The sequence below is a fragment of the Phycisphaerales bacterium genome, from assembly GCA_016699835.1.
Classification (GTDB): Bacteria; Planctomycetota; Phycisphaerae; order Phycisphaerales; family UBA1924.
Genome location: CP064987.1, coordinates 581,140 through 604,246, shown reverse-complemented (window position 1 = coordinate 604,246; position 23,107 = coordinate 581,140). Strand labels below are relative to the sequence as shown.

The following is a 23,107-nucleotide window of genomic DNA, read 5'->3' as shown; positions in this document are numbered from 1 at the left end:
CCGGCCCGACCCCCGATCCGTAAACGAACAGGGCCGCGTTCTTTGGACGCGGCCATTGAAGCTCCCGATCGGAACGGGTTCAAACCGTCGAATCCAGGCCGCCAAGGGGGTTTCGGGCGATCGTTATCTGGTTGACATCGCGTCGAAGAACGGACGCCGAACGCTCGCGATGTCGTATCACTGAACGTGGTCGATTCGATAACTGACTACTCCGCCCGGCGCATGCACCTGAATTGTCTCGCCGATTCGCCGATGGAGCATCGCCTTACCCAACGGGCTCTTCGCGCTCACACACATGATGCCGTCGTCTTCTGACTGGTCGGCAACCTCGTCAACCAGACGGACGACTTGCTCAGATTCATCCGTGAGATCCCTGAGTTTCGCGGTGCGGCCCTGCACCACCATGTCATCGGTGATTGATGGAACCCCGAAGGGCATCCCGCTGAGCTGAGCGGCGGCAGCGAGCAGGTCGATCAGGTCGCGTAGGTTCTTCAGTCTGCGACCGCCTGCACCCTTCAATCCCGACCACCCTCGGACGGCATAGGTACGCACTTCCTCGCCGCGATACCTCGCCATCCACTGCCGTCCGGTGAGCGCCTCCAGTTCGCCGATAGTCCTAGTGTCGGAGACGAACTGCTGGCGAACACGATCCCAATCGTCAGCCGCCGAATCTGGTCGCGTGGTCAGTGTGACAAACGGGTTCGCTGCCCACTCCGCCTCCCAGTTGCCTGGCGCGTTGATTTCTTGGTCTCGGAACAAGTCCCAGCATTCCGATTTCTTTGACCATTCACCAACGTTGCCGCCCGTTTTCGTAATGTGCTCATACGCAGCCTGACATGCAGCCCTCAGGCAGTCCTGTGTAAGCTGCGGAACGCGTTGCTCGTCCCAGATGCGATCGAGGTTGATGCGGTGCGCCGAACGCAGCGAGAGCCACGCGACGGCATACGCCACGGAGTTCGCGCGGTACCCCTCCAAGTCCAGTGAGGTGAACAGTTTCTCTGCCGTCCGAAACAGAATGGCCTTTGCAATGGTTTGCTTGAAGTAGTTCAAGTCCACTGACGGCTCACCTTCATCCTCCAACCGCTCAGCGAACGCCAGGAAGTTTTTTTCAGCACCCCGACAAACGAGGTGAGGCACGCCAATCCACGAATGCTCGTACTTCGCCAAATCCGTCTTCGTGAATTTGCGCTCCGGCGGATTGTTTGCTGCCCAGTCCTTCTGGCGAGCGGGAGTCCCTTGGCGAGCCTTGTCGTCCAAGTATGAGCCACGCGCTCGCTCGTAGTACCAGTGCGACCCCCGGTCCATGCCGGACATCGGCGGAGACCAGACAGTGCGGGATAGATTTTCGAGGTGCCGATGGAATTGCCCGCTGGCAGACAAATCTGCGCCGTTGACCTTGTTCTGGCTATTGGCGTACTTGGAAATCAGTGGGACGATCTCGGAGACCTTCTTCGCATCGCTCAGAACCGTCAGTTTCACTTGCACAACGACCTGCGAGATATCAACCTTCTCCTTCTTCAACGCATGAAAAATCGACGCTGTAGTCTGTCCGCCGTTTACAATCTGGAAGTCACTTACCCGCTCGAGCATGGCGTGACCATCTCGACCCGCCTGCAGTTTGACCTCTGCCGCCGTACAGCACAAACCGTTGTTGTAGGCAAGAAACCGGTGAGGCTCTTCACGCAGAGTCTGCTGCAGTCCCTTGTTGATCTTTCCCTTGGCCTGCAAGAATGCCCGCACGTTGCGTTCCAGCAGGCGTTGACCGTGCTCGCCGTAGATGCGAGCGAGTAGCGGAGCCTGCAGAAACGCGAGAAATGTACGATACTCGCCAGTGCAGTCCGCCATCTGAAGGCATGGAATCGCACCGCCGTAATCGTTCACGAAGTCCAGACTGATGATCTCGCGGTGTCCTACGCGCAGTCGGCTGAGCTTTTCCAGATCCCAAAGCACATACCGCACTTCAAGCCCGGGCAGCTGTTCTTGGTCAATCTCCAAAGACTTCACGACGCCGTCGGTCAGCAGGAACAATCGCACCGTCGTCAGTGTGTCCTTGCCATCGCAGATGCGCCTGGCAGCCTCGAAGGACTCATGCGATTCCTCCATCTGCACATGAAACCCATCCCTAGCCCGCCGCAGAAACCCCCGAAGTAGTTTGAAGTGATCGACGACGGCGCTGCGTGGCACCGGTTCCGGGCAACCGGTGCCGTGATAAAGCACAACGAACAGGTCGAGCGTCGCCCCATCTCCGGACAGTGACCACGCGTTCACCTTTGCCGCGGGAAGTCGGCCGCGCCCGCCGGTCGCGTGATAGCACACCTCGGCACCGTCAGATTCGTTGTGCTCGTTCAACAGCTCCAGCACCAGCTCAGTGAAGGCGTCCTCCCGCATCTGCGGGTTCGCGTCATTTCCCGCCTTGACCTGCACCTCCTGATGAAGGTCGTGTGCGAATTGCTCAAGATGGGTCAACCCTTCAGCCATTAGTCCTCCGTTTCCGCCGCTTGATGACGGTGGTCATCTCGACTAACCGCTTGTCGAGCGATGTCTCGCTTATTGAATATGCCTTGCACGCGGCGACCGCCAATCCGTAGCTGACATCACCGACGCCTGCTGGCAAGTCGCGCTCAGTCAGCATCGGGAAGCCACGTCGCACATGCAGACTCACCTCCGACCGAACGAGGTAACCGCGTTCGGCATAGCGCCCTGTGTGCGCCTCGAGATATCCTGCCAAGAGCAGGCGATCCTCAAACTGATCCTGCGCTGCTGGGTCTGCCTTCAGTTTGGCTCGCAGTGACGCGACCATACCTGGTAGTGTCTCGCCGCTGCCGTCACGCACATCCAAGGCAATGACGTGCAGAAGCAGAGTCGGCCAGGCGATGTCGTCAAGTTGTCGTTCGCTGGTGATGCGCACGACTTGGGGCTGCTTCGCAAGAGTCGTCTTGACCTCTATCGCCCCACTTGCAAACTGAAAGTCCTGGTGTGCGTGCTCGGGTCCTTTCCAACCGAAGACCGCTGGGAATCCGAGAGCGGGCAACAGGCGTTCTCGCAGACACCGGAGTTCGCCCCACAGGCCTCGCTGTGCCTCGTCGGTGAGTCCATCCGACGACGCCGTCAGGAACTTCTGCCAGCGTGACAGTTGCCCCAAGAACGCGCGGGCTTGATCGGCCGGGGTAAGCGCTTCTGAAATACGTCTGGCCAGATCCTCGGCCAGCGCGGAAAACACGTCGGTGAAGCGCTCTTCTTTCAGAGTTACGCCAAAGTGCTCACATCCATCAAGTTTCAAGGTCAGCGGCTCTAGCCCTTTGCAGCGCGGCCATCGCCGTCTTGAGGGAATCGATTCGACAGGCAGACGAAGCAGAACGGCGCGCCGCCGCGATGCCAGATCGATGGCCGCAAACAGTGGGCAGTCCGCTGTCGGTCGCGCCAGGCGCAGCAGCCAGCCGCCTATAGCGCTCTCGCCGGTGGCGATGTCCCGGTCCATCGCTGCCCACAGGTCATTAATCTTCGTCGGCATAGTCTCTGTCCTGGAACGTGTCTTGCCACACCCGATTCACTCGGTATTCCACCGCTCTCGCGGTATGGCTCGATGGAAAACTAAAGGCCAGTCCCATGAATGGCGGCTCGTTTTGCGGCCATCTTCCTTCGGTGGGTACCACCGGATAAATCAACAGGAGACCATGAGTGCTAGGGCGCAACTGTCGGGCCACTTCACCGTTGATGCGGGCACGCTTGCTCTCGCTCGTTTCTACTGGTGGCTTTCGGTGCATAGACAGGCGTTCGGCTGCCTGACGCAGCGTTGCTCTCTGATCCAGACACCCCCGCAGCAACGCCGCTTCGTCAGCGTTGAAGAGCAACCCGCCGTTCTCGTCGGTCCGCTTTGCCAAGAGGTGTGCAAGCATCGCTCCGTCGAAAGTGAGTTCGGTCAAGTCAAGGGCTTGATGGGCCGGGCTCTGGATATTCGCGTTGCGAGCCCTGTAGAGGAATGGCGGCTTGTCATCATCCCACGAGCCTTCTTCTGGCTTGCGCTCTGCCTTGCCAGCCCGGCACCCGGCCAGTTCACACGATCCCGCGTTGCCGTCCGTGTCCACGAGCGCGACTGTCCAGTTCACGAGTTCGCCGTTGGCGGCCTGCCGTCGGATGAACTCGATCATCTCTGGTTTCTGAAAGCGCCAGACCTCGGACGCCACCGAGAAGTCACGAAGCAAACCGTCAACGAGCAGCTCGGACCTTACCGATTGCCATAGCCAAGCACCAGCACTTGGTGGCTTTGCAGTCTGCGGACCTCCAAGCCCGTTGAGGAACCTGCTCACGACCTCCATATTGTTGCGTACAACATCCACGGCAGTAACAAAGTGAGCAGTCTGAACGAGTTGGCCCGCATATGAAAGCCTCTGTGTTTGAGCGTGCGACATCTTGTTCATCGCAGTCACCAGTAGCCCACCTGGATGCTGCCGAACGCGCAAGCCATAGCGCTTTGGCGTCAGCCCTGCGGCCTTCATGCGGTCGAACTCGCGGCGCAGCTCGACCTCAGCGAGCGCGATGTGTCTGTACCAGCGGCGAAGATCATCCGTTGTGAACAAGCGGCACAGATCAAGATAGCCAGGACGGTAGCCGAACCAGCGCCCCATCTGCATGAGAGTGTCGTACATCTGCGACGCGCGAAGGAAGTAGCTCACCGAGAGCCCCTCAAGCGTGAGACCTCGCGAGAGCTTGTCTCCGCCAACAGCGACAACCGTAAAGCCCTGTCGATGCGCGACGTAGTCGAGGGCATCAGTCGCGTGTCCGTTGATTTCCTTCACCTCCATTCGCGCCACTGCCTCAGGCAGTTCTGCCGCGACCTGCGACCATGACACGAGTGGCAGGTGTTCGTCGGGAGAACCGCGACGGATCGCTTCGCTCGTGGGCTCGAAGTCTTCATGCCATATCCGTTCAAGCTCTGAAATCAACGTCGGACGCCGCTCACCCTCACCCATAGTCAGTCGTAACCTCATGGACTCTACCTGTCCGAGGATCAGTTGCGCAACCTGATGCTGAACGTCTACGAAGCGAGTCACGTGAACGAGCATGGAGTTGTGGACCGCTGTCTGTCCGCGCGCTCTGCGGGCCGCACACACAAGAACAAAGCTGTGCAGTGCGTGCTTGAGCGAGCCAGGCAGTTCGTGGACAATCAGGTCCTTCTTGTGCTTTGGCGGAAAGGCATCCGCGTAGTCATCCACGATCCGTGCGAGCGGCAACTCCTGCTTCGATTCGATTCCAGAATCTGGATCGCCGTCAAGTCCGAACACTCGTGAAGGACTGACGTAGTTCGATGGCGGCGACACGTTCAAGATGAAGCTGCGAGGAAAGAGATCCTCTCCATGTTTGGGCGTTTCGGCATCCGGATTGATAAAGATGTTGGCGAAGGGAGTCGCGGTATAGCCGACGTAGGCGCTTTTCTCAAATGCGTCCAAGAGCTCCCGGATTCGACCATTTATTGCGGTCACGTCAGCCTCGTCGGCGGGCTTGCCCCGACGGTCCTTGGTGTTGATTGACGCGTTGTCGGCCTCGTCGTCAATCACTAGCAGCGGTATTCCACGGATGATCTTCCGCTTGCCGTCGGGCGCGTCCACACCCCGAACATGGAGAACCCACCTGAGCAGGTTGCGCAGCACGCTCCCATTCTTCTTGATGACGAGAATCACAGGGTCGCCACCAATGGTGACGTTCGTATCGGCCTTGGGCGCTCGGAAGTCTCCGTCCTCGAAGCTGCTGGTAAGGGAGTGGATCGCCAAGGGTTGCCCGAACAGCTTTCCCACACCAAGAAGGCTGTTGCCTTGATCGAGCTGCCGGTCCTTTTGACTGTCGAGCCCTAACACACCCTCGTCAAGGCGATACTGGGTTTGACTGCGCAAGTTGTTGTGCATGCCCGCTAGTACCACAACAAGCCGGTACCCGGCATCGATGGCCTTACAGATCAGTCCACAGTAGTTGGCCGTCTTGCCAGATTGGACGCTGCCAACAACCATGCCGCGACAGTCCCAAGGCGCGCTTCGTTCAGGCTGCTCCAGTTTCCCAAGGATTTCATCGGTGAGCTTGCTCAGTGAGATTACAGCCGGTTCTGGAAGCTGCTTCTCCTGCTCGAGAAACGCTTTGTACCGATTCCAGAATTTCCATTCGATGCTTCCGCGACTTGCGGGAAGCCATTCGATGTGATCCGTGGGGTCGTCCATCATAGTTGCGTCAGGTACATACACGTTCGCTTCGTGCATCAGCTGCGCGACCAACGCCTCGGCGTCCACTTCACCTTTGCCAGCGGCGCGCGTGGTCTGGGCCGCAAGCGCTACCTGTGCGCGGATGACATCCGGAGTCCGTGCCTGCTGGAGGTTGAGCAGCGTCACTGCCAGCACTCTCGCGTGATTGAATGCTTCGTTCACTGTGGACGTTCCTCTTGAAGGACTTGCAGAAGTTGAGGGAAACTACCGAATGGCTCGATGTGGGCCAGCCGCAACAGTGCATCAGCCCTAGACAAGCCACCCGCCATGAGTGCCGCAAACACATGACGCATGACCTCTACAATCTCAGACTCTTTTGCCGCCTCGAATGGTCCAATCGTCCGGTCCGGCATCTCCCGGTCAGTCGTCGTGATCAGCGGCACGGGAATCGTCTCCTCAATGAGCCGCAGGAGGGCAGTCAACATCGGAACATCATTGCAAGCCAACCGTACCCGCTTCACGAGCGGATGGTCGCGGTTGAGGCGGTAGAAGACTTGGTTGTGCTTGGCGGTCTGTTCCCAAAGGAAGACTCGCTCGTGCCCCAAAGCTGGGAGGAGCTTCGCGCCTCGATGCGAGTAGACTCGCTTTGCAACGCTGCGCGTCCTTTCACCAATCCGAGCCAACTCCCTTCGCAGCTTCTCCGGGGGTCGCGCACGGGATTTTGTGACATCAATCTCCCACTCGTGGTCCAGTGCGTTCGGCAAGTCCACTCGGATGCGAGCAAGTTTGTAGTGCTCCTCCTGTCGCCATCCTTTGATCCCCAGCCAGTCGCCGGGCACGAGCAATCGAGAATTGCGATAGATGTAGAACCCCTGATGCGCGTTCCAGCCCCGCAAGCCGCTTGCCGAGCGATGGGCTTCCGCATCCAGCTTGGACAAGTGTGGAAGAACAAACGGCTCCACCTCGATGGGATGACCTTGGAATCTGAGATGTTCGACCGCAAGCCGTTGCGTCGCCGACTCATCGGCCAGGAACGGGTCCCAGGGCTTGATAGGGCTTCCGTTGAGGGACATCGACACTGCGTGTTTTCCCGTCATGAGCCGGTGGAAGACCGCCGCGAAGTGTTTGCCGACGTACTCTGCCTGCCGTAGAAAGGCATCTTCATCCGAATCATCCTCCATGACGGTTCCGGCAGTCAGGCGGTCGAGCTTCTCCCAGACAACGACGGTGCCATGCTTCGGATCGGCCAGCTGTTCGGCGAGCGTTGCAGCTAGCGCAGAAGGCTGTCGTAGCAACCGCCACTCGTTTGTTTCTGCGATGTGATCGAGATCCCAGCAACGGACAATCTGAACGCCACCACTTCGCCGCGAAAACACGGTCACTCGACGCCCCTGCGAAAACGACGCCGTCTTCAAGCCCAGCCCGAAGCGACCAAGATCACGCGGGTCTCGATGCTCCCTTGGATTCCGGCTCCCGACTCGCATCGCATCGATCAGCGTCGGTTCGTCCATGCCGTCGCCATCATCCGCCGTTGCGATCGCGGAGGATTCTCCCGCCCAATGAAAGTGAATGCGAAGCGTGCGACAATGATGAAATAGACTGTTATCCGCGAGATCTGCGAGTGCTGTCGCCAAGTCGTACCCGAAGGCCCGAAGGCTCTCCGCCAGCGCCGCCGCGTGGGGCGGTGCCAAATCACGGTCGTCGCTCGGCTCCTGTCCGGGCAGTGTCGGGCTGGCAGCAGCCGCTCTCGTGCGTATCGATGTGATTCTGCGACTGGGTTTCATCGGTACCTCGGCGAACGGTATGAGTCGTCAATCACCTTTGCCCGACAACCCGCACGGGGCGACAAGTACTTGAGCAGTGGCAGAGAGGTTCAGCGAGTGCAGGGCGAGAGCTTTCGGCCCCAGATCCGTCGCCTGCAGGAGGTCAAAGATCTTCCACTCCGCGTTGCTCCGGAAACTGTGAACTGTGGAGGGCAGTACCCGCATATCCTGACAGGGTAACGCCCCACGCCCCCGAGGAGGAGTTCTTCGGGGCAAAGCGTGCGGGCGGGTCGCGGGCCCCCTACGCCCCAGGGGCCATTTCGTGACTGCGCCGACCTTCGAGCCGAAAGGCCGAATCAATCGGGACGTGCTGAATCGCTCTTGCCAAGGAGTCGGGCCAGGCGTTCCGTCAGCCGCTGCTCATCTCGCGTTTGGCATTCCCAGACAATCAGCACTCGCCAGCCAGCCCGGCGGAGGGCTGTGACGACTCGACGATCTCTCGCGACGTTTGCCTCAAACTTGTCCGACCAGAAGCGGACTCGGGACTTTGGCTGGTACGACAGTCTGCAGCCCGCGTGGCGGTGCCAGAAGCAACCGTGCACAAACACGATACTGCTCAGTCGGGGAAGCACCAAGTCCGGAGAACCGGGCAATCTTCGGTCGTGCAAGCGAAACCGGTACCCAAGCCGATGGACGCAGGAGCGAACGACCAGCTCCGGTGCGGTGTCCTGTGAGCGGATCCGGCTCATCAGGTCGCTGCGATCGCGTTTGCTGATTCTGTCGGCCACAACCGTCACTTCCACTGCCGTCGTAGCCCCTCGAAAACGATGCCGGCGATCTCTCTCGCCAGCAACGGCGGCACGGCATTGCCGACTTGGCGGTACTGCTCGGTACGGGGCCCTTCAAAGAAGTAGTTGTCCGGGAACGTCTGAATGCGCGCCGCCTCACGGACGGTCATGCTCCGGCACTGCGATGGATCGAAGTGGATGAAGTAGTGCCCATCCTTCGAGATGTGCGAGGTGATGGTCGTCGCGGGGGCCCCGGCCAACTGCACGCGGAAGCGGTCGTTGAACATGCCCGCATCAAGCGCCGATCCCACGTTCAGGTGGGCAGGGAGCAGTGCGGTCGGGAAGTCGCGGAGGCGTGGGGAATAGTCGTGCACGGTCCCGTATGCGGATACGAACAGGTATCGGTGCAGGTCGTCAGAGCGATGCGACCTCGCCTCGTGGTTGCATGCACCTTTCAACATCGGATCCTTGTACCAGTCGGGCCTCAACTCGGGCGATGATTCGCAATGGATAAAGCGCCCGCCGCGATCCTCTCGAGGGCATGTCAGGCGATCAATCGCGGTTCGAATCGCGTCCGCCACACGAGCCTCACCGTTGCGAGCGATGTGCTTGAACCATGATTCACGGATCGCTGAGCTGACAAACTGCTTCCACCGTCCGGGCGAGTCCTCCTCTCGCGAAAGGCCGCTGCGAAGACGGGGCAGATCGCCGATGGCGTCTCGGCACGTTGCCATGGTCGCCCGCCCTGCAAGCCGACGGGGCAGTCGGGTATCGCAGCCGAATTCGGATTCAAGCACTCCAAGGATGATCAGCCTGTGGCGTGCTTGCGGGATTCCGTGACGTTCGCATTCCACGATGAACTGTCGCGGATCACCGTCATCGTGGAAAAGCTGGTCGTCGCCACCTTCACCACGGGAGAGTGCAAAGAGACGATACTTGTTGTCGCTGCCGGGTGGCCGCTGCAGGTCCCTGACAATCTGCTCGAATACTCCAGCTCCGCTCTGCGAGGTGGCCGACAGCAGCCCCTTGACATTTTCCATGATGAATACGGATGGCGCGTGCTTGGCAAGGAGACGGAGGTACTCCTTGTAGAGTGTGTGCCGCTTGTCCGCGTAGAAAGCTGCGCCCATTTCACCAAGCATCCGTACTCGTCCTGCGAGTGAGTAGGCTTGGCAGGGCGGTCCACCAACGAGCACCCACGCAGGGCGAGTTTTGCGCGGCCCAAGCGCGGCCATGATCCGCTGGTCTACCTCTTCCGCGATGGAAGGCCTTAGTTCCTCGCGCCAAGCCTCCTTGCGTGCTCGTTCTCCTTCGGTCGGGAATGCGTTCAGAAGCGTCTCACACGTGGCCCCCTGCCACTTGCCCTCACCGCGAAGGTACTCGTAGTAGGCAGATGGCACACTTCCGGGGTCAAACTGACGGAAGAAACTCCGGAGCAAGAGCGTTCGGTGGGCATACTCGTCCATCTCGACCGAAAGTTTGATCTTGAAGGGCATAGTTCCGGCTGAAGGCCTGAACGCCGTGAAGCCCTCGCCCAAGCCACCCGGGCCAGCGAAGATGTCGATTACAGGAATTGTGTCTGCGTTCTTCATTTAGTACACAGGCGAGCAGTTGAGTTGACACAGGCCCATGAGGCTTCAGCCAGAGAGTACCAGGCGGGATCAGCGAGTTCTCTCTGCTGACCGTCGAGCACGAGAATCGAGTTCATTCGCTGACGAGCTCCTTCACGAAGAACCGCTCGCCTGTGCGGCTCTGGAGGCCAGACGCCTCGTGTTCTGCCTCCTCGCGGAACCGCCAGCCGGTCTTGAGGTCGGGGTTGCGGTGGATGACATTGCCGCTCGTGTCCAAGACGACCCACCATTCCTCGTTGCCGCTGGCAAGGACGAGCGTGTTGCTCGCCTTGGCAGCGTCGAAGTCCTCTTCGCTTTCGTACTCGCAAACTGCGTCACCGGAGAAGACGATGTACTTCCCATCGCCGCGCCAGTAGGCGGCCAGCCATGCTCCGCCTCCGCTGTTCCACGCTTCTCCGCTGAAGATCTCTGCGATCGCATTGGCTTGTGCCTCATTCATGACGGACTCCTATGGGGGGTGGCGACACCCTAAGCGCGGATCTTCGGGAGGCAAGCCCCGTAGCACAATGGCTTGCACGCCCACAGTTTACGGCGCTTTGTTCGCCAGCCAGAGGCGTGTGTGGTGAATCCTGTTCTCCTCAACCCATGTCCCGGCAAAGAGATGCGCCGCCTTCAGGAAGCCCAGTGCATCGGGATTGGACTTTGACTCCGCGACTGTCGGGTGGAAGTACGCTGGCGGGTACAACGTCACATCGTCGTACTGCGTGACCACCCGCGCGATCAGGCCCGGCCCGGCTTGATCGCCAACGTACCGGCGCTCGAAGAAGGACTCCTCGACCATCGCCACCGCCTGCCACATGGCCGGGTGGTTGACTGGAAAACCCATCGCCGCGTTGGAGACGATGTCGAGTTGCTCGCATGCGGCCCACGCCCGTACCTCGGGCGGGCACATCTCGTCGAGCGGACGGATCGGCTTCACGTCGGTGTCGAGATAGACGCCGCCGAAGCGGGCCAGGAGTTCCAGGCGCAGGATGTCCGAGCGCATCACACAGCCCGGCGTGCCGCCGACGTTGCCGCAGGCTGCCCATGCGTTGCGGTTGAGGATCGGCGGCAGTTTGTCGTCCGTCCACAGCCGAATCTCCCAATGCGGGTTCATCTCGGCGAAGCGCCGCCGCCATCGCCGCTGGTTGAGCGGCATCTCGCCCTTGCCCAGCCAGATCTGGTGCAGAACCCGCGGGATTGAGGTGGTGCGTGTGGCCGTGCTCACGCCACCACCTCCGCAGGCTTGGCCTGCAAGAAGGCGAACGCCCCGCCGTGGGCCGTGGCGGCCTCCTCGGCTTGTTCGAACAGCGCCCAGTGGAACGGCACAACGTCGCGGAAGTGCCCGTGGTCGCGGACCACGCGCGTGAGGAACCCGGGCCCGCTTTGGTCCCACACGCCGCGATAGACCAGCACCGAGTGCGGCAGGTCGCGGATGGCGTGCCACAGCATCGGGTGGTTCCGCGTTGCGCCCAGCACCGACGGCGAGAGCATGTGCGGCCTACTCGCGCCGTGGCTGGCGATGGTCGAGCAGAACGCCCCGACGCCCGCGACGAGTTCGTCGAGGGGGCGCAGTGGCAGACGGTCGGGATCGACGAAGACGCCGCCCTCGCGGGCCAGCACTTCGTAGCGCAGCAGGTTCAGCCGCGCGGCTGACGCCGCGGGCTCGGCGAGCCCAAAGGTCTGCTGCCACTGGTCGTAGTTGAGGATCGGCGGCTTGGTGTCGAGCGTGAGCGTCACCACGTCCCACTCGGGGTGCATGGTCTGCCACGCGTGCCGCCACGCCGTGAGCCGCTCCTTGTCGGGAACCTCGCTGAGGTCCGCCGTGTAGATGACCTTCGGGATCAAGCCTTTACCTCCTCTTCGATGCCGCTGCTGAGACTGCCCACGCCACTCTGCTGCCACTTTGCGGGTGGCACACCCTCCATGCCGCCCTCGATGAAGGACGATGCGCCCTCGCCGAGCGCCACTGACTGCTGAGCGCTGCCGGAACCTGAGCCGGATCCGGGCGGCCCAGAGCCGCTGTCGCTCCCGCTCGAGGAGCCCGACGAACTGCCGGAGCTCGACCCGGAACTGGACGCAGAACTCGACATGGATGAGCCGCTGGATTTGCCGCTGCCCGACCCGCTTCCGCTCGACGAGCCTGATCCAGACCCGGAACCCGATCCCGAGCCCGAAGAAGACCCCGAACCACTCTGCCGCGTCGCGGGCATGTCGTTGTGGATCCACACGCCACCTGCCAGGAACACATTCAGCCCCGGCACATGCACGGCCACGGTCGTCACGCGCTCGCCGGAGCGTTCCACCGTCTCGACCAGTTCCTCGCTCAGGTCCTGACGGATGAGCGCATCGCCGACCTGCACAAACTCCGCCGACGCGAAACCGATCTCCTCGTTGCGCTTCAAGAGCACCGGGTGCTCGGGGGTTAGGCGTAGGCGGCCGTTGATGGTGATGAATCCCTCGTGCGTGCCGAGCCTCACGCTGCTAACGGTGCCGGTGACGGGTGTCAGCGCCGCCTCCGCCCAGGGTCGGAGCCACTGGTACTGCGCACGCCAGGGCACATCGCGATCCAGGCCCGCCACGTCGAGCGCCGCGACGCGGTCGCCCGGCTGGAGCGCCTCGACCGGCTTGAGCGATCCGTCGGCCAGCACCATGGGCGTGCCCGCGAGCACGCAGTTGGAACCGGGGCCGCTGCTGCCGCCACCTCCCGAGGAGCCGCCTCCACCAGAGCTGCCCCCTCCACCTGAACTACCGCCGCCGCCCGATGAGCCGCCACCGCCGCTCGATCCGCCACCACCCGACGATCCGCCTCCGGAAGAGCCGCCGCCCGATGAGCCCCCGGACGATCCTCCCGACGACATACCAGAACTACCGCCGGAAGACATGCCCGACGATGCGCCCGAACTCGCCCCGGATGACATCCCGCTGGACGCGCCGGACGAACTCCCGCCGCCGGAACTGCTCATGCCCGAGCTGCTCATGCCAGACGAGCCCGTGCTCCATGGCGTCTGCGAACTCGTCGGTGTCTGTGACGAGTTCGTCGTCATCCCGCTCGACGACCTCGGGCCGCTGCTTGAGGGCGTGTGCGTTGTCCCGGACGTGTTGCTCGTGAACGCGCCGGTGGTGTAGAAAGTCAGCGTCGGCGTGCCGCCCGGGCCGGTCGTATAGATCACGTCTCCCGTGGTCGAGTAGCTCGGCGGCATGCTCGGCGTGCTCGTCGGCGTCGAGTACGTGCTCTCCGGGGTCGAGCCCGACGGGGTGGAGTAGTTGCTCGACCCTCCGCCTTGCGGAGCACGTCCGGTCGCCCAGACGGGGATGTAGAGGTAGTACCGCGTGGGGCCGTCGCTCATCGTGCGGCCTCCTGCTGCGGGGCGCTCGTCTTGGGATTCGGCTCGTACCAGCCGTCGGTGCGGATCGGCTTGCCGCACTCGGACGACGCCGCCTTTACCGCGTCCTCGAAGGCCATCTTCTCGACGACCTCCAGGGCGCTGCCCGGCGAGCAGTTGACGACGCGGAATCGGTGCTTCTCGAAGTGCGGCTTGAGGGCCTCGAATCTCTTCGACAGCGAGTCATACAGCACGTTGTTGTGCCGGATCGCATTCTGGGCCCGGTGCTCGTCGAAGGCGTACTTGCGCTCCGCGTCCATCTTGAAGTCGCAGCCGAGCAGGTACACCGTCGAGAAGCCGAGGTAATGGAGGAGGCGCAGGGCGACGAGCATGACCGAGCGCTTGCCGGTGATGCCCAGCGAGTCGGGGTTCTTCGCGTCGTTGCCCCATGAGATCGTGTCCCCGGTGAGGAATCGCTCGTGGTCGAAGTGGTCGCTGCGGCGGAAGAACAGGACGCCGGGCATCTGGTGGACCTTGAAGGCGCTGTTCCGCAGCGTGCCGTCGGGGTTCATGACCTTGAGCCGCTTGTCCCACATGCACGTGGGCACGAACTTCAGGACGCCCGGGTCCTTCCACCCCACGTCGATGAAGCGGCCGGGGTCGTCCACGCAGGTCCACAGCGTCGGCCGCCGCACGGACCAGGCGTTGTTGACGGCCATCGTGACGATGCCGCGGGCGTCGAGCAGCGACAGGTCGACCTGCTTGAGCGACGGACCGGAGAGCATGAGGAAGGCGGACCGCCCCCGATAGAACCCACTCAGGGACACGGACTCGAACGTCGGCGGGGCGGTGTAGAGGCGCAGGCCATCGCGCGCGGGCTTGCGCGCCTTGAGCCCAGCCTGCAGCGCCGCGATGTCGGACTGGTTCTCACGCACCACAGCACCCCCGATCACTCTTAAACCTCCCGACGATGTACCGGGAGCCCGACTTGGGCCTGCTCGCGACCCCGACGCGGGCGATGCGCTCCAGCCACCAGTCCAGCGGTCGCACCGTCGGGTGCAGACCTTCGCCGGCGACGGTGGTCGTGCTCGGCCGCGTGCAGATCGAGAAGATGAACCGCCCGCGCGGCACCGCGACGCGGCGCATCTCCGCGAGCGTGAGATCCACGTCCTCCGGCAGCAGGTGCTCAAGGGCGTCGAAGCTCGTCACCACGTCGGCGATGCCCGCCTTCAAGGCGGTCGCGTGCATCGGACGCACGAGGTCCGCCTCGGGGAACGCGAAGTCAATGCCCAGCCCGTCGATGCCGAGGCGCCGCAGCTCGCGGACCAGGTCGTTGCGGCCGCAGCCAAAGTCCACCACGAACCTCGGCTTGCTCTCCTGGATGAGCGGGATCGCGGCGCGGCCGTGGTTGGACGAGCCGTACGTCGGGCCGGGCTTGCTGGCGAGCGCCAGGTACTTGGCCCGCTCCTTGGCGCGCTTGGCGTCCAGCGGCGTCGCCGGCGCGGGTGTGGTCGTGGGGGTCGGAGTGGTCGTCATTCCGCACCTCCGATGTAGAGGTTGAACTTGCGGTCCTCGTCGGCGGGGTCGGCGATCTCGATCAGGCTCATGGCCTCGAAGACCCACACCGGCTTGCCCCGGCTGTTGCGCTCGCAGGTCATCTGCACGCAGACGCCCTCGGGGATGGGCACGAGCTTGGGCTTGAGCGACCGCGCGGGCGGGCACTTGGGGAGCACGCCGGGGAGCTCGCACACCGGGCCTAGACCGAGCAGACCGCCGAACCCCGAGCCGGGCTCCAAGTCGTTCATGTGGTGGGCCTCGAAGCGGTTGATCGCCAGGCGCGTGGGGTCCTCGCCGCCGCTGGGGGCCTGCGAGGTCAGTCCGTTCTCGACCGGCACGTACCGCAGGTAGTCCGGACTTCCGGGGTTGCCGTCGATCTGGGCCTCGACCCACGGGTACCGCCAGCGGTTGCGCTCGGTGGGGATCGGCTGGGCCGCGCCGAGGATCGCGGTGATGCGACCCAGCGATGGCCGGCCGAGTTCGATCACCGCCCACTTCTCGCCGGTGCCGTCCTCCTTCCACAGGATCGGGATGCCGCCCATGGGCGTGCTGGCCAGGACCGTCTCCTCGGCCGCGAGCTCACAGGTGGTGTCCGTCTCGTTGGTGATGTAGACCCGCGCCGTCGTCACGCCGGTGAGCACGCAGGGGCCGAGGGCGTTGGGCTTGATCGGCTGGAGCGCCACGGCGAACGCGAGCGTGTCGGACTCCTCGGTGGCGACATCGCCAGTCAGTGGCGTGCGGCTGTGGAAGGTCCGCTCTTGGTCGTCCTCGCCCGGCTCAACCAGCACGCCGGTGATCGCCAGCGCGTGGTGCGCCTCGATCAGCTCGCCCGAGTCGTTGCGGACGAGCACCACGCCGATGCCGCGCTGAGCCGACTCGACGAGCGGCCCGGCGATGGCCTGATTGCGCCCCTGACGCGAGCGCAGATCGACCGCCGCATCGACGAACGCGTTGTACGCGCCCGCGGGGATGCGGAGGGGCTGGCCGGAGCGGACTTTGCGGAGGTCATCGGGCATGTTTTAGATTCCCAGCGCTCCGAAGTTGGCCTGGTCGTACACGCGCTCGACGTACGCGGCGATGGGTTTCTTGATGATCGCGCCGGAGCCCGAGTCCTCCGCGTCGGCGTAGCGGACCCAGAGGTACTCCCACCCCTTCTTGTTGATCCCGCTGACGGGACCGACGGTCAGGTTGGTCTGGTTGGGGCTCGCGGCGAACCGGAAGGTGATCTCCCAGTCGTCATCGGGGCCGTCGCCGCGCTTGGAGCCCGTCGCGCCCAGGAACAGCACCTCGCCCGCCGCGAACCCGCGGAACGAGCCCGCGTTGGTCTTGCCCGTGCACGAGAAGATCGCGCCCTTGTACGACGCGGTGACCTGCGCATCGGTGAAGTAGTGCGTCTCGGAGAACTGGTAGACGGGGACCGTGATGTCCACGCCCTCGACGCCGTCGGCGGTGACGCCGATCGCGCCGCCGAAGTCGGGCGCGGTGGTGCCCGGCGCTGGGCGGCGCTGCATGGTCTGCAGGCTCTGGGTGATGTGCTGGGTGCCGCCGCCGGTCTCGAACGTGAACGATGACTCGCTCGGGGTGCTCGTGCCAGTGGAGGCGTTCTGGCTGTAGCGGACGGTGACGTCCCACAGCTGCGGGCCGATGGGCTCGATCTGGATAGTCTGGCGCGGGAGCGTGTCGTAGGCCGCTGGGGAGGCCGCCTGCGCTGCGGTGCGGGCCGCGAGGTCGTCGGCCGTGCCGCGCACGATGTAGCCAAGCTCCGCAGACGACTGCGAGGCTTGGTTCGCCTTGGTGGAGCGGCGGCTCTCGAACTTCTCAAAGACCTCAACCGGCACGAACGATGAACTCCTTTCTGTGGGATGGGGTCAGGCGAACCGCAGCCCGTTGTCGACGCTGGCATCCAGCAGACGCTTGGTGTTGCGGGCGGTCTGCTCGGTGGCGCTGGCAGTGCGCTCGGCGGCGTCGCCACCCGTGCCCAGACCGGAGACGGCTGCCGAACTGAACGTCCCAGTGACGCTGATGCCCTTGCCGATGGCCGCCCCGAGGCCGGACAGGCGATCCTCGAAGTCGGCCAGCAGATCCCGCTGTGGCCGACCTGGCCCCTTCTCGGCGTCTGCGGCCTCGCGCTTCTTGCGGGCCTCCTCGATCGCGGCCGCGAGCTTCTGCTTTGCGGCATCGAGCGCTGCCTGCGACTCGGCGAGCCCGGCTTCCGTGTCCTTGCGCAGGGCCTGTTGGGCGTTCTCGAAGTCCTGGCCGATCGCGGCCAGCGTCGCTTCGTGCATCGCCGCCGCATCGCGGCGCTGCTGTTCGCGCTGCCCCTCGCGTGCCGTCACCGACTGCTGGGCAGCGTTCTCCAGTTCGACAAGGCGGGATTCGAGTTGCTGATCGACTGCCTTCTTGGCGGCGTCCACATCGAGCCCGTCATCGAACAGCCCCTGAATCTCCAGCATTCGCTTGGCGACCCACGACGAAGCTTCCTCCCAGATCATCTGGAAGCCGGTGGCGAAGTTGGTCCATGTCTTTGACAGGAAGGCGGTGGTCTCGATCCACGCGACCTCGAGTGCGTGGAACACGATCTCCGCCGCCGCCAGAGCTCCGTACCACATGGCATACGCCGTGGAGGCGAAGAACTCCTTCGCGCCCAGCCACGCCTTGTTGAGCGCCGCGACGCCCTGCTGCCAGATGACCTTGAGCGACAGCCACAGGATCTCGGCTGCGAGTGCGATGTCGCCGGCGGCGAGGGCGTCGGAGATGCCGCCGACCACTTTGCCGACCCAATCTCGCAGCTCGGTGAACTTCTCCGCGAGCCACGACAGCGCCTCGCTGCCCGCGCCGGTGACCACCAGCAGTGTGCCGCCGAGCGCCACGATCGCGCCGATGGTCAGGCCGACCGGAGTCAGAATCGCGCCGATGGCGGCTCCGATCAAGCTGAACGCCGTGCCGATCCCGCCGATGACGGCGGCCACGATGCCAATCGCCGCGCCGATGCCTGAGATGATGTAGCCCAGGCCGACGATGGCAATCCCCGCGACGGCGACCGCCGCCGCGACCTTGAGCGCCCAGACGACCGTTTCCTTGTTCGCCTTCACCCACGCGGTGGCGCTGACGACGATGCGGGTGATCCGCTCGGTCAGGTCCTTGATCGTCGGCGCGAGCGCCCCGCCAATCGTGAACACACCCTGCTTAAGGACCTTCCAGAGCGTGCCCAGCGCGTCGTTCAGTTCTGCAGCATCGCGAGCGGTCTCGGTACTGACCGTCAGCCCGAGCTTGCGGGCCTGCTCCTGCATCTCGTTGATGCCCGCAGCGCCGTCGGCCATCAGCGGCAGGAGCTTCGTTCCCGCCTTGCCGAAGAGCTCCATCGCCATCGCGGCCCGGAGCGCCGGGTCTTGGATCTGGGAGATCCGGTCGGCCAGCAGCTTGAACTGCTCGTCGGGCGAGAGCTTGGCGAGGTCCTGCACCGTCAGCCCCAGCCGCGCGAGAGCCTCGTTCGCACCCTTGGACCCTTGTGACGCCTCCGTGAGCGTCCTTTGCATGACGCGGAGGCCGTTCTCCAGCGTCTCCATGTCCGTGCCCGAGAGGTCAGCCGCATAACCGAGCTCGCTGAGGGCCTCAACGCTCACGCCCGTGCGGGCGCTCATCTTGTCGAGCGCGTCGCCCGAGTCACTGAACACCTTCGCCGTGCCGAGCAACGCGGTGATCGCCGCGACACCGATGCCCGCCATCTTCGTGCCGATGGACCGCAGCCCAGCGCCGAAGGCCTCGAGCTTCTTCTGGGCTGCCTTCAGGCCAGCCGACAGCTTGTCGCTGACGCCCAGCTCAATGAAGGCTCGCCCGGCTCGGATGCCCCGCGTATCGGCCACGTTCAATCACCCTTTCTTGATCGAGTTCCGCCACAGGAGCGGCAGGTTGGGCCGCTCCTTCTCCAGCGCCGGGGCCATGTAGGGCCGCGGCGCGATCTTGACCTTCTGCGAGGTGAGCTTGCCACCGCGTCTGCGAAGCACGATGACTTCGCCGCCATGCTCCAAAGCGCTCGGTGCCTCGCTCTTCTTGAATCCCACCGGCCCGACGACCACCGAGTCGTTGGGCTTGTCGTACCCAAAGAGGATCAGCCGACGCAGGCTGCCTTCGTGCGAATGGGGCGGGGCCCCGGGAGGAGCCGACCCCTTGCGTATGCGGATGCTCGTCTTGGCCGCCGTGCGGATGAACGCGCCGGCCTTGCTGAGCACCTTCCGCTTGGCGTTGTCGACCGCCGCCATGACGACGTGGCGGTCGAAGAACATGTCTTTGATCCGCATGGTGATCACGCACCACTCCCCGCCCCCCCAACCGAACCGCCATTCCCGCCGCCGGTGCCAGCGAGACCGCTGCCCTTCTCCAGGCCCTTGTTGAACGACGCCTCCTTCTCCTTACGGAGACGGCCCGACCCGATGAACAGTCCGACGATGCCGGTGAGCGCGGGCAGCGCCGGCCCGAGCACGGGCAAGCCTGCGACGGTCGGGCCAACGGTGTCGAGGGCCGAGAGCGTGAGTTGTCCCAGCAGCCCGCGGATCTCGCCGGCCTTCTCGATGTTGCCCTTCCACTGCGCGCCGGTGGTCTGCGTGAGGTTGAACCAGTTCTGGTACTCGACCTCCGCCTCGTTGAGGCTGAGCGTCGACGGCAGGCCGGTGGTCTGCTGGATGGTGTTGGGCGTTTTGACCTTGACGATGTCACCAAGGTCCAGGCCGGCGCACGACGCGAGCACGAGCGCCAGCAGGATCAGGGCACCGATGTAGACGTAGTGGCGAGTGGACAGGCTCTTCATGCGCGAGTCTCCTTGGCGACCTCCGGCATGCGGCGGTCGATGAACACGTCTTTGAGGACCGACACGTCAACCCTGACGGGGCGGGCGGGCTTGTTGAATGGGTCGAAGTCGGATGGCTTGAGCAGGCGGGATCGCTTGGGATCGCGGGCGGTGTTGGCCACCACGGACATGACGGCGGCGGCGATCGACCAGTCGTGGCGCTGACGGCCGTCGAGCATGGCGACCAACTCCCGCAGCGTCAGGGGCCCGGGGTCGAGGCCGAGGGCTCCGGCGCACTGGTAGATGAACTTCCAGGCGTCGGCGGGTCGGGGACCATCCGGTTCACGAGCCTGTCCAGCTCGCTCTCGCTGGTCAGTTTCTCGATCCGCTTCTCCGTCAGGTCGCGGGCCTTGTCCAGCACCCGGTTGGTGGCCTGGAGCACCCGCCCGAGGTTGGCCCGGTCCCTCGGGCTCGGGCAGAAACTGATGAGTTCATCCAGCATCACGCCCGTCGCGGCCTCGATGGCATCGCCCGCCATCGCCTTGCCGAACTCCTCGTCGGAGACTTTGGCCAAGTCGGCCTCGGGCTTGCAGACGGCGTAGACCACATCGCACAGGAGCACCGGGTCGCGGATGAGCTTCTCGATGAGCGTCCCCTCGATGACCTGCATGAGGTCGACGCCCGTGAGCCCGCGCACGCGCTTGAGCGTGGCGACGTTGATGTCCACCGTCCAGGTCCGACCCGCGTTGTCCTTGAACTGCCGCATCCGTGCCTCCGTGCTTAGCTGCCGATCCATGAGGGCGCCGTGGTCGAATACGTCACCTTCGCCGTCACCGACACCGTGATGGCCTCCTCGAGGGCCTCGCTGCGGCTGAAGTTGGTGATCGAGAAGTCCGCCTGCAGGCCCTGGCCCGCGGCCGCGTCGAGGATCTGCAGGCCGATGGGGTCGTTGTTGAAGAAGGCGTTCTTGATGGCGGTGAACCCGGCATCGCCAGTGTCCCAGACCATCTCGAACTCGACGCTCGCCTCCTTAAGCGTGGCGACCGTCGCCCGCCAGCCGCTGTTGGCACGCGTGGTCACATCCGCCTCGCCCGCCTCGAGGTTGAGTGTCACGTCCCGCGTGTTGCCCAGCGCCGTCCACGCACCCGCGCCGCCCTGACCGCCGACCTTGTACTTGAGGGCTGCCTCCATGCCGAGCTTGATCGCCATCGCTGACTCCTTTCACTCGGCGCTGTGGCCGACCACAAAGACCATCTCGCCCGCCTTGCTCTTGACCAGAATGTCCGCCAGGTTGACCCGTTCGAAGTAGTACTGCGTGCCCGGCGCGACATCGATCGGGTCCGTCTTGCCGTCCGAGAGCAGCAGGTCCTGCGTGTTCTTGTGCGACGCGGTGAGCGTGAAGGTGGCGATGGTCTTCTGCGTCGCCAGCGGCTTGAGCTCGTCGGTCATCGCCACGCCGAAGATGATCGTGTTGCGCATGGCTACCTCCGCTCCCGGTAGGTGACGCTGAGCACGCTCGTGAACACCCGGTGCTGCTCGAGCGCTTCGCTCGACACCACCGGCTCGTTGCTGATCCCGACCCACGCCGCTTCGGGGAAGTCCTCCAGCCGTTTGAACCGCAGGTGATCCGCGATCGCCTCGACCAGCACGAGCAGCTCATCGATCGCCGCGTCCGCCCCTTCGGCAGGGAGCTTCTTCTGCACGCCCACGTCGATGACATACTCGATGGCCAGGCTGTCCCGCGTCACCGGGGTCATCTGCACCGTGCGCGGCACCACCGATACGCTGAGGTCCTTGAGGTCCTCTAGCGTGAACGCGGGCTGGTACATCCGGACGGCCGTGACGGGCTGTCCGTAGGACCCGGCGCTCACGTGCGCCGCGACGGCGTCGGCGAGGGCGGCGATGGTGCTCACGGACCACCTCCGATCACCGGGGAGCCCGTGGTTGGCACACTCTGGCGCGGCGAGTTGGACGTCAGTCCGGACAGCTTGCCTTCCAGGAACCAGATCTTGCGTTCCATCTCGGCGTACTGAGCGCGGATGCTGCGGGCCTCGCCGATGAACTCGTCGAGCCGCTTCTCCACCTGCTGGAGCTTGGTGGTGACCACGCCCCATTGGACGGTCATCGCGCCGGCCGCGAGCACAACCGTGACGACCACGCCGGCCCAACGGGCGCTGCCATTCTGTCCGTTGGAGTTGTTGCCTGAGTCCGCCATCACGTCTCCGTGCCGATGTGCTTGGTGTGAATCCGAAGAAGCCTGCGGTACGGGTCGCTGTAGCGCCAGGGCGGTTGTCCACCGGGGGCATTGACCTCGTACACGAACACGCTCGCCCCAACCGTCTCACGCACCTGATCGCCCGCCCGCGGGAGGATCGGGCCAGCGCCCAGATCCAGTTCCGCCGTCCGCACGAGGAAGTCCCGCGACTCCACCCGGTGAATGAGCCCCGCCCCCCCAACGTCGTCGACCTGCTCGAACTCGGTCTTGCCGATGGTGGCCTGGACTTCCTTCTCGTCCGTGCCACGCCGGTAAAGGACCGGGCGGGAGAGGTGCTGGTGACGCTGGGCGTCGAGGAACGCCGCGCCGCGATCGAGCAGGTCACCCACGAGTGGCTCCTTGGGGGCTACTGCTGCAGCCGCACGCGAACGACGGTGTCGGCGTCGACGGTGGCCTTCACCGCCTTGCCGATCAGCTTGTTCGCGCCCGCCGCCGCGTTCTTGGTGGCGTTCTGGGCGGCCGCATCCCAGTACGTGAGCGTGCCCGCGGGGATGGCGCTGCCAGCGCCGACCGCCTTGTTGAAGTCGAAGACGCCGGTGACGGCGATCGACCCCAACTGCCCCGCCTTGATCGGTGCCTGCGCCACGCCGATGAGATCGGCCTGCACGATCACTGCGCCGACGAGCACATCCGCGCCCGGGGTGTAGTCGATCGAGCCGCCTTCCTGAACGAACTTCGCTGGTCCTGAAGCCATACCTGAACCTCCATCTGTTGGTGGGCCATCGGTGTCGATGCCCGATTGCTGATCGATGCCGCTCTGAAGGTCGCCGGGGAGCTCTTCGCCGAGCCCCCCAGCGCCTGTGCTGACCTGCCCGGG

Annotated in this window: 25 protein-coding genes; all 25 read right to left on the bottom strand. The window is 64.0% G+C overall.

The features are described 5' to 3' along the window. Positions 1 to 177: 177 nt before the first annotated feature. A complete protein-coding gene (locus tag IPK69_02530) occupies positions 178 to 2,478 on the bottom strand; it encodes an AIPR family protein (protein QQS09519.1) in 2,301 nt (766 codons plus the stop codon). Beyond that, positions 2,471 to 3,511, bottom strand: coding sequence for a PD-(D/E)XK motif protein (locus tag IPK69_02525; GenBank protein ID QQS09518.1), 1,041 nt, complete (start codon positions 3,509 to 3,511; stop codon positions 2,471 to 2,473). The genes IPK69_02530 and IPK69_02525 overlap by 8 nt, the downstream gene beginning before the upstream one ends. Beyond that, positions 3,495 to 6,410 (bottom strand): Z1 domain-containing protein, encoded by a 2,916-nt coding sequence (locus tag IPK69_02520; protein QQS09517.1) that lies wholly within the window; start codon positions 6,408 to 6,410, stop codon positions 3,495 to 3,497. Before IPK69_02520 ends, IPK69_02525 begins: the two co-directional genes overlap by 17 nt. Then, positions 6,407 to 7,972 carry an ATP-binding protein gene (locus IPK69_02515; protein QQS09516.1) on the bottom strand — a complete coding sequence of 522 codons (1,566 nt, stop codon included), beginning with the start codon at positions 7,970 to 7,972 and terminating at the stop codon, positions 6,407 to 6,409. Before IPK69_02515 ends, IPK69_02520 begins: the two co-directional genes overlap by 4 nt. 335 nt (positions 7,973 to 8,307) lie before the next feature. Then, positions 8,308 to 8,739, bottom strand: a complete 432-nt coding sequence (gene vsr / locus IPK69_02510; protein ID QQS09515.1) for a DNA mismatch endonuclease Vsr — start codon at positions 8,737 to 8,739, stop codon at positions 8,308 to 8,310. Positions 8,740 to 8,744: 5 nt separating this feature from the next. Next, positions 8,745 to 10,235, bottom strand: a complete 1,491-nt coding sequence (locus IPK69_02505) for a DNA cytosine methyltransferase (GenBank protein ID QQS09514.1) — start codon at positions 10,233 to 10,235, stop codon at positions 8,745 to 8,747. 208 nt (positions 10,236 to 10,443) lie between these two features. Then, positions 10,444 to 10,809 carry a hypothetical protein gene (locus IPK69_02500; protein ID QQS09513.1) on the bottom strand — a complete coding sequence of 122 codons (366 nt, stop codon included), beginning with the start codon at positions 10,807 to 10,809 and terminating at the stop codon, positions 10,444 to 10,446. Between the two features lie 87 nt (positions 10,810 to 10,896). Continuing rightward, positions 10,897 to 11,577: a hypothetical protein gene (locus IPK69_02495; protein QQS09512.1), complete on the bottom strand. Its 681-nt coding sequence runs from the start codon at positions 11,575 to 11,577 to the stop codon at positions 10,897 to 10,899. Then, positions 11,574 to 12,197, bottom strand: a complete 624-nt coding sequence (locus tag IPK69_02490) for a hypothetical protein (GenBank protein QQS09511.1) — start codon at positions 12,195 to 12,197, stop codon at positions 11,574 to 11,576. The genes IPK69_02495 and IPK69_02490 overlap by 4 nt, the downstream gene beginning before the upstream one ends. Beyond that, positions 12,194 to 13,699: a hypothetical protein gene (locus tag IPK69_02485; protein QQS09510.1), complete on the bottom strand. Its 1,506-nt coding sequence runs from the start codon at positions 13,697 to 13,699 to the stop codon at positions 12,194 to 12,196. The genes IPK69_02490 and IPK69_02485 overlap by 4 nt, the downstream gene beginning before the upstream one ends. Beyond that, positions 13,696 to 14,628 carry a hypothetical protein gene (locus IPK69_02480; protein ID QQS09509.1) on the bottom strand — a complete coding sequence of 311 codons (933 nt, stop codon included), beginning with the start codon at positions 14,626 to 14,628 and terminating at the stop codon, positions 13,696 to 13,698. Before IPK69_02480 ends, IPK69_02485 begins: the two co-directional genes overlap by 4 nt. Further along, positions 14,603 to 15,211 carry a methyltransferase domain-containing protein gene (locus IPK69_02475; protein QQS09508.1) on the bottom strand — a complete coding sequence of 203 codons (609 nt, stop codon included), beginning with the start codon at positions 15,209 to 15,211 and terminating at the stop codon, positions 14,603 to 14,605. The genes IPK69_02480 and IPK69_02475 overlap by 26 nt, the downstream gene beginning before the upstream one ends. Beyond that, a complete protein-coding gene (locus tag IPK69_02470) occupies positions 15,208 to 16,248 on the bottom strand; it encodes a hypothetical protein (GenBank protein ID QQS09507.1) in 1,041 nt (346 codons plus the stop codon). Before IPK69_02470 ends, IPK69_02475 begins: the two co-directional genes overlap by 4 nt. Before the next feature lie 3 nt (positions 16,249 to 16,251). Beyond that, positions 16,252 to 17,070, bottom strand: a complete 819-nt coding sequence (locus IPK69_02465; protein ID QQS09506.1) for a hypothetical protein — start codon at positions 17,068 to 17,070, stop codon at positions 16,252 to 16,254. Positions 17,071 to 17,100: 30 nt separating this feature from the next. Beyond that, positions 17,101 to 19,101 carry a hypothetical protein gene (locus IPK69_02460; GenBank protein QQS09505.1) on the bottom strand — a complete coding sequence of 667 codons (2,001 nt, stop codon included), beginning with the start codon at positions 19,099 to 19,101 and terminating at the stop codon, positions 17,101 to 17,103. Continuing rightward, entirely contained in the window at positions 19,102 to 19,539 is a 438-nt protein-coding gene (locus IPK69_02455) for a hypothetical protein (GenBank protein ID QQS09504.1), read from the bottom strand. After that, positions 19,536 to 20,036, bottom strand: coding sequence for a hypothetical protein (locus IPK69_02450; protein QQS09503.1), 501 nt, complete (start codon positions 20,034 to 20,036; stop codon positions 19,536 to 19,538). The genes IPK69_02455 and IPK69_02450 overlap by 4 nt, the downstream gene beginning before the upstream one ends. Further along, positions 20,033 to 20,254 carry a hypothetical protein gene (locus IPK69_02445; GenBank protein QQS09502.1) on the bottom strand — a complete coding sequence of 74 codons (222 nt, stop codon included), beginning with the start codon at positions 20,252 to 20,254 and terminating at the stop codon, positions 20,033 to 20,035. Before IPK69_02445 ends, IPK69_02450 begins: the two co-directional genes overlap by 4 nt. A gap of 20 nt (positions 20,255 to 20,274) precedes the next feature. Beyond that, positions 20,275 to 20,811 carry a hypothetical protein gene (locus IPK69_02440; protein ID QQS09501.1) on the bottom strand — a complete coding sequence of 179 codons (537 nt, stop codon included), beginning with the start codon at positions 20,809 to 20,811 and terminating at the stop codon, positions 20,275 to 20,277. Continuing rightward, a complete protein-coding gene (locus IPK69_02435; GenBank protein QQS09500.1) occupies positions 20,796 to 21,224 on the bottom strand; it encodes a hypothetical protein in 429 nt (142 codons plus the stop codon). The genes IPK69_02440 and IPK69_02435 overlap by 16 nt, the downstream gene beginning before the upstream one ends. 12 nt (positions 21,225 to 21,236) lie before the next feature. Next, the gene (locus tag IPK69_02430) at positions 21,237 to 21,494 is read right to left on the bottom strand and encodes a hypothetical protein (protein QQS09499.1); all 258 of its coding nucleotides are present in this window, start codon (positions 21,492 to 21,494) and stop codon (positions 21,237 to 21,239) included. 2 nt (positions 21,495 to 21,496) lie between these two features. Beyond that, on the bottom strand, positions 21,497 to 21,928 hold the full coding sequence (locus IPK69_02425; GenBank protein QQS09498.1) for a hypothetical protein: 432 nt from the start codon (positions 21,926 to 21,928) through the stop codon (positions 21,497 to 21,499). Further along, positions 21,925 to 22,230 carry a hypothetical protein gene (locus IPK69_02420; protein ID QQS09497.1) on the bottom strand — a complete coding sequence of 102 codons (306 nt, stop codon included), beginning with the start codon at positions 22,228 to 22,230 and terminating at the stop codon, positions 21,925 to 21,927. Before IPK69_02420 ends, IPK69_02425 begins: the two co-directional genes overlap by 4 nt. Further along, positions 22,230 to 22,619, bottom strand: coding sequence for a hypothetical protein (locus IPK69_02415; GenBank protein ID QQS09496.1), 390 nt, complete (start codon positions 22,617 to 22,619; stop codon positions 22,230 to 22,232). Before IPK69_02415 ends, IPK69_02420 begins: the two co-directional genes overlap by 1 nt. A gap of 17 nt (positions 22,620 to 22,636) precedes the next feature. Beyond that, positions 22,637 to 22,984 carry a DUF2190 family protein gene (locus IPK69_02410; GenBank protein QQS10399.1) on the bottom strand — a complete coding sequence of 116 codons (348 nt, stop codon included), beginning with the start codon at positions 22,982 to 22,984 and terminating at the stop codon, positions 22,637 to 22,639. Between the last annotated feature and the right edge of the window lie 123 nt (positions 22,985 to 23,107).

Coding starts and splice junctions, on each gene's coding strand:
- IPK69_02500 (QQS09513.1), bottom strand. CDS start 10,809: ATGAATGAGGCACAAGCCAATGCGATCGCAGAGATCTTCAGCGGAGAA.
- IPK69_02440 (QQS09501.1), bottom strand. CDS start 20,811: ATGGATCGGCAGCTAAGCACGGAGGCACGGATGCGGCAGTTCAAGGAC.
- IPK69_02525 (QQS09518.1), bottom strand. CDS start 3,511: ATGCCGACGAAGATTAATGACCTGTGGGCAGCGATGGACCGGGACATC.
- IPK69_02515 (QQS09516.1), bottom strand. CDS start 7,972: ATGAAACCCAGTCGCAGAATCACATCGATACGCACGAGAGCGGCTGCT.
- IPK69_02435 (QQS09500.1), bottom strand. CDS start 21,224: ATGGCGATCAAGCTCGGCATGGAGGCAGCCCTCAAGTACAAGGTCGGC.
- IPK69_02505 (QQS09514.1), bottom strand. CDS start 10,235: ATGCCCTTCAAGATCAAACTTTCGGTCGAGATGGACGAGTATGCCCAC.
- IPK69_02410 (QQS10399.1), bottom strand. CDS start 22,984: ATGGCTTCAGGACCAGCGAAGTTCGTTCAGGAAGGCGGCTCGATCGAC.
- IPK69_02470 (QQS09507.1), bottom strand. CDS start 16,248: ATGCCCGATGACCTCCGCAAAGTCCGCTCCGGCCAGCCCCTCCGCATC.
- IPK69_02420 (QQS09497.1), bottom strand. CDS start 22,230: ATGGCGGACTCAGGCAACAACTCCAACGGACAGAATGGCAGCGCCCGT.
- IPK69_02430 (QQS09499.1), bottom strand. CDS start 21,494: ATGCGCAACACGATCATCTTCGGCGTGGCGATGACCGACGAGCTCAAG.
- IPK69_02450 (QQS09503.1), bottom strand. CDS start 20,036: ATGAAGAGCCTGTCCACTCGCCACTACGTCTACATCGGTGCCCTGATC.
- IPK69_02530 (QQS09519.1), bottom strand. CDS start 2,478: ATGGCTGAAGGGTTGACCCATCTTGAGCAATTCGCACACGACCTTCAT.
- IPK69_02445 (QQS09502.1), bottom strand. CDS start 20,254: ATGCTCGACGGCCGTCAGCGCCACGACTGGTCGATCGCCGCCGCCGTC.
- IPK69_02475 (QQS09508.1), bottom strand. CDS start 15,211: ATGACGACCACTCCGACCCCCACGACCACACCCGCGCCGGCGACGCCG.
- IPK69_02485 (QQS09510.1), bottom strand. CDS start 13,699: ATGAGCGACGGCCCCACGCGGTACTACCTCTACATCCCCGTCTGGGCG.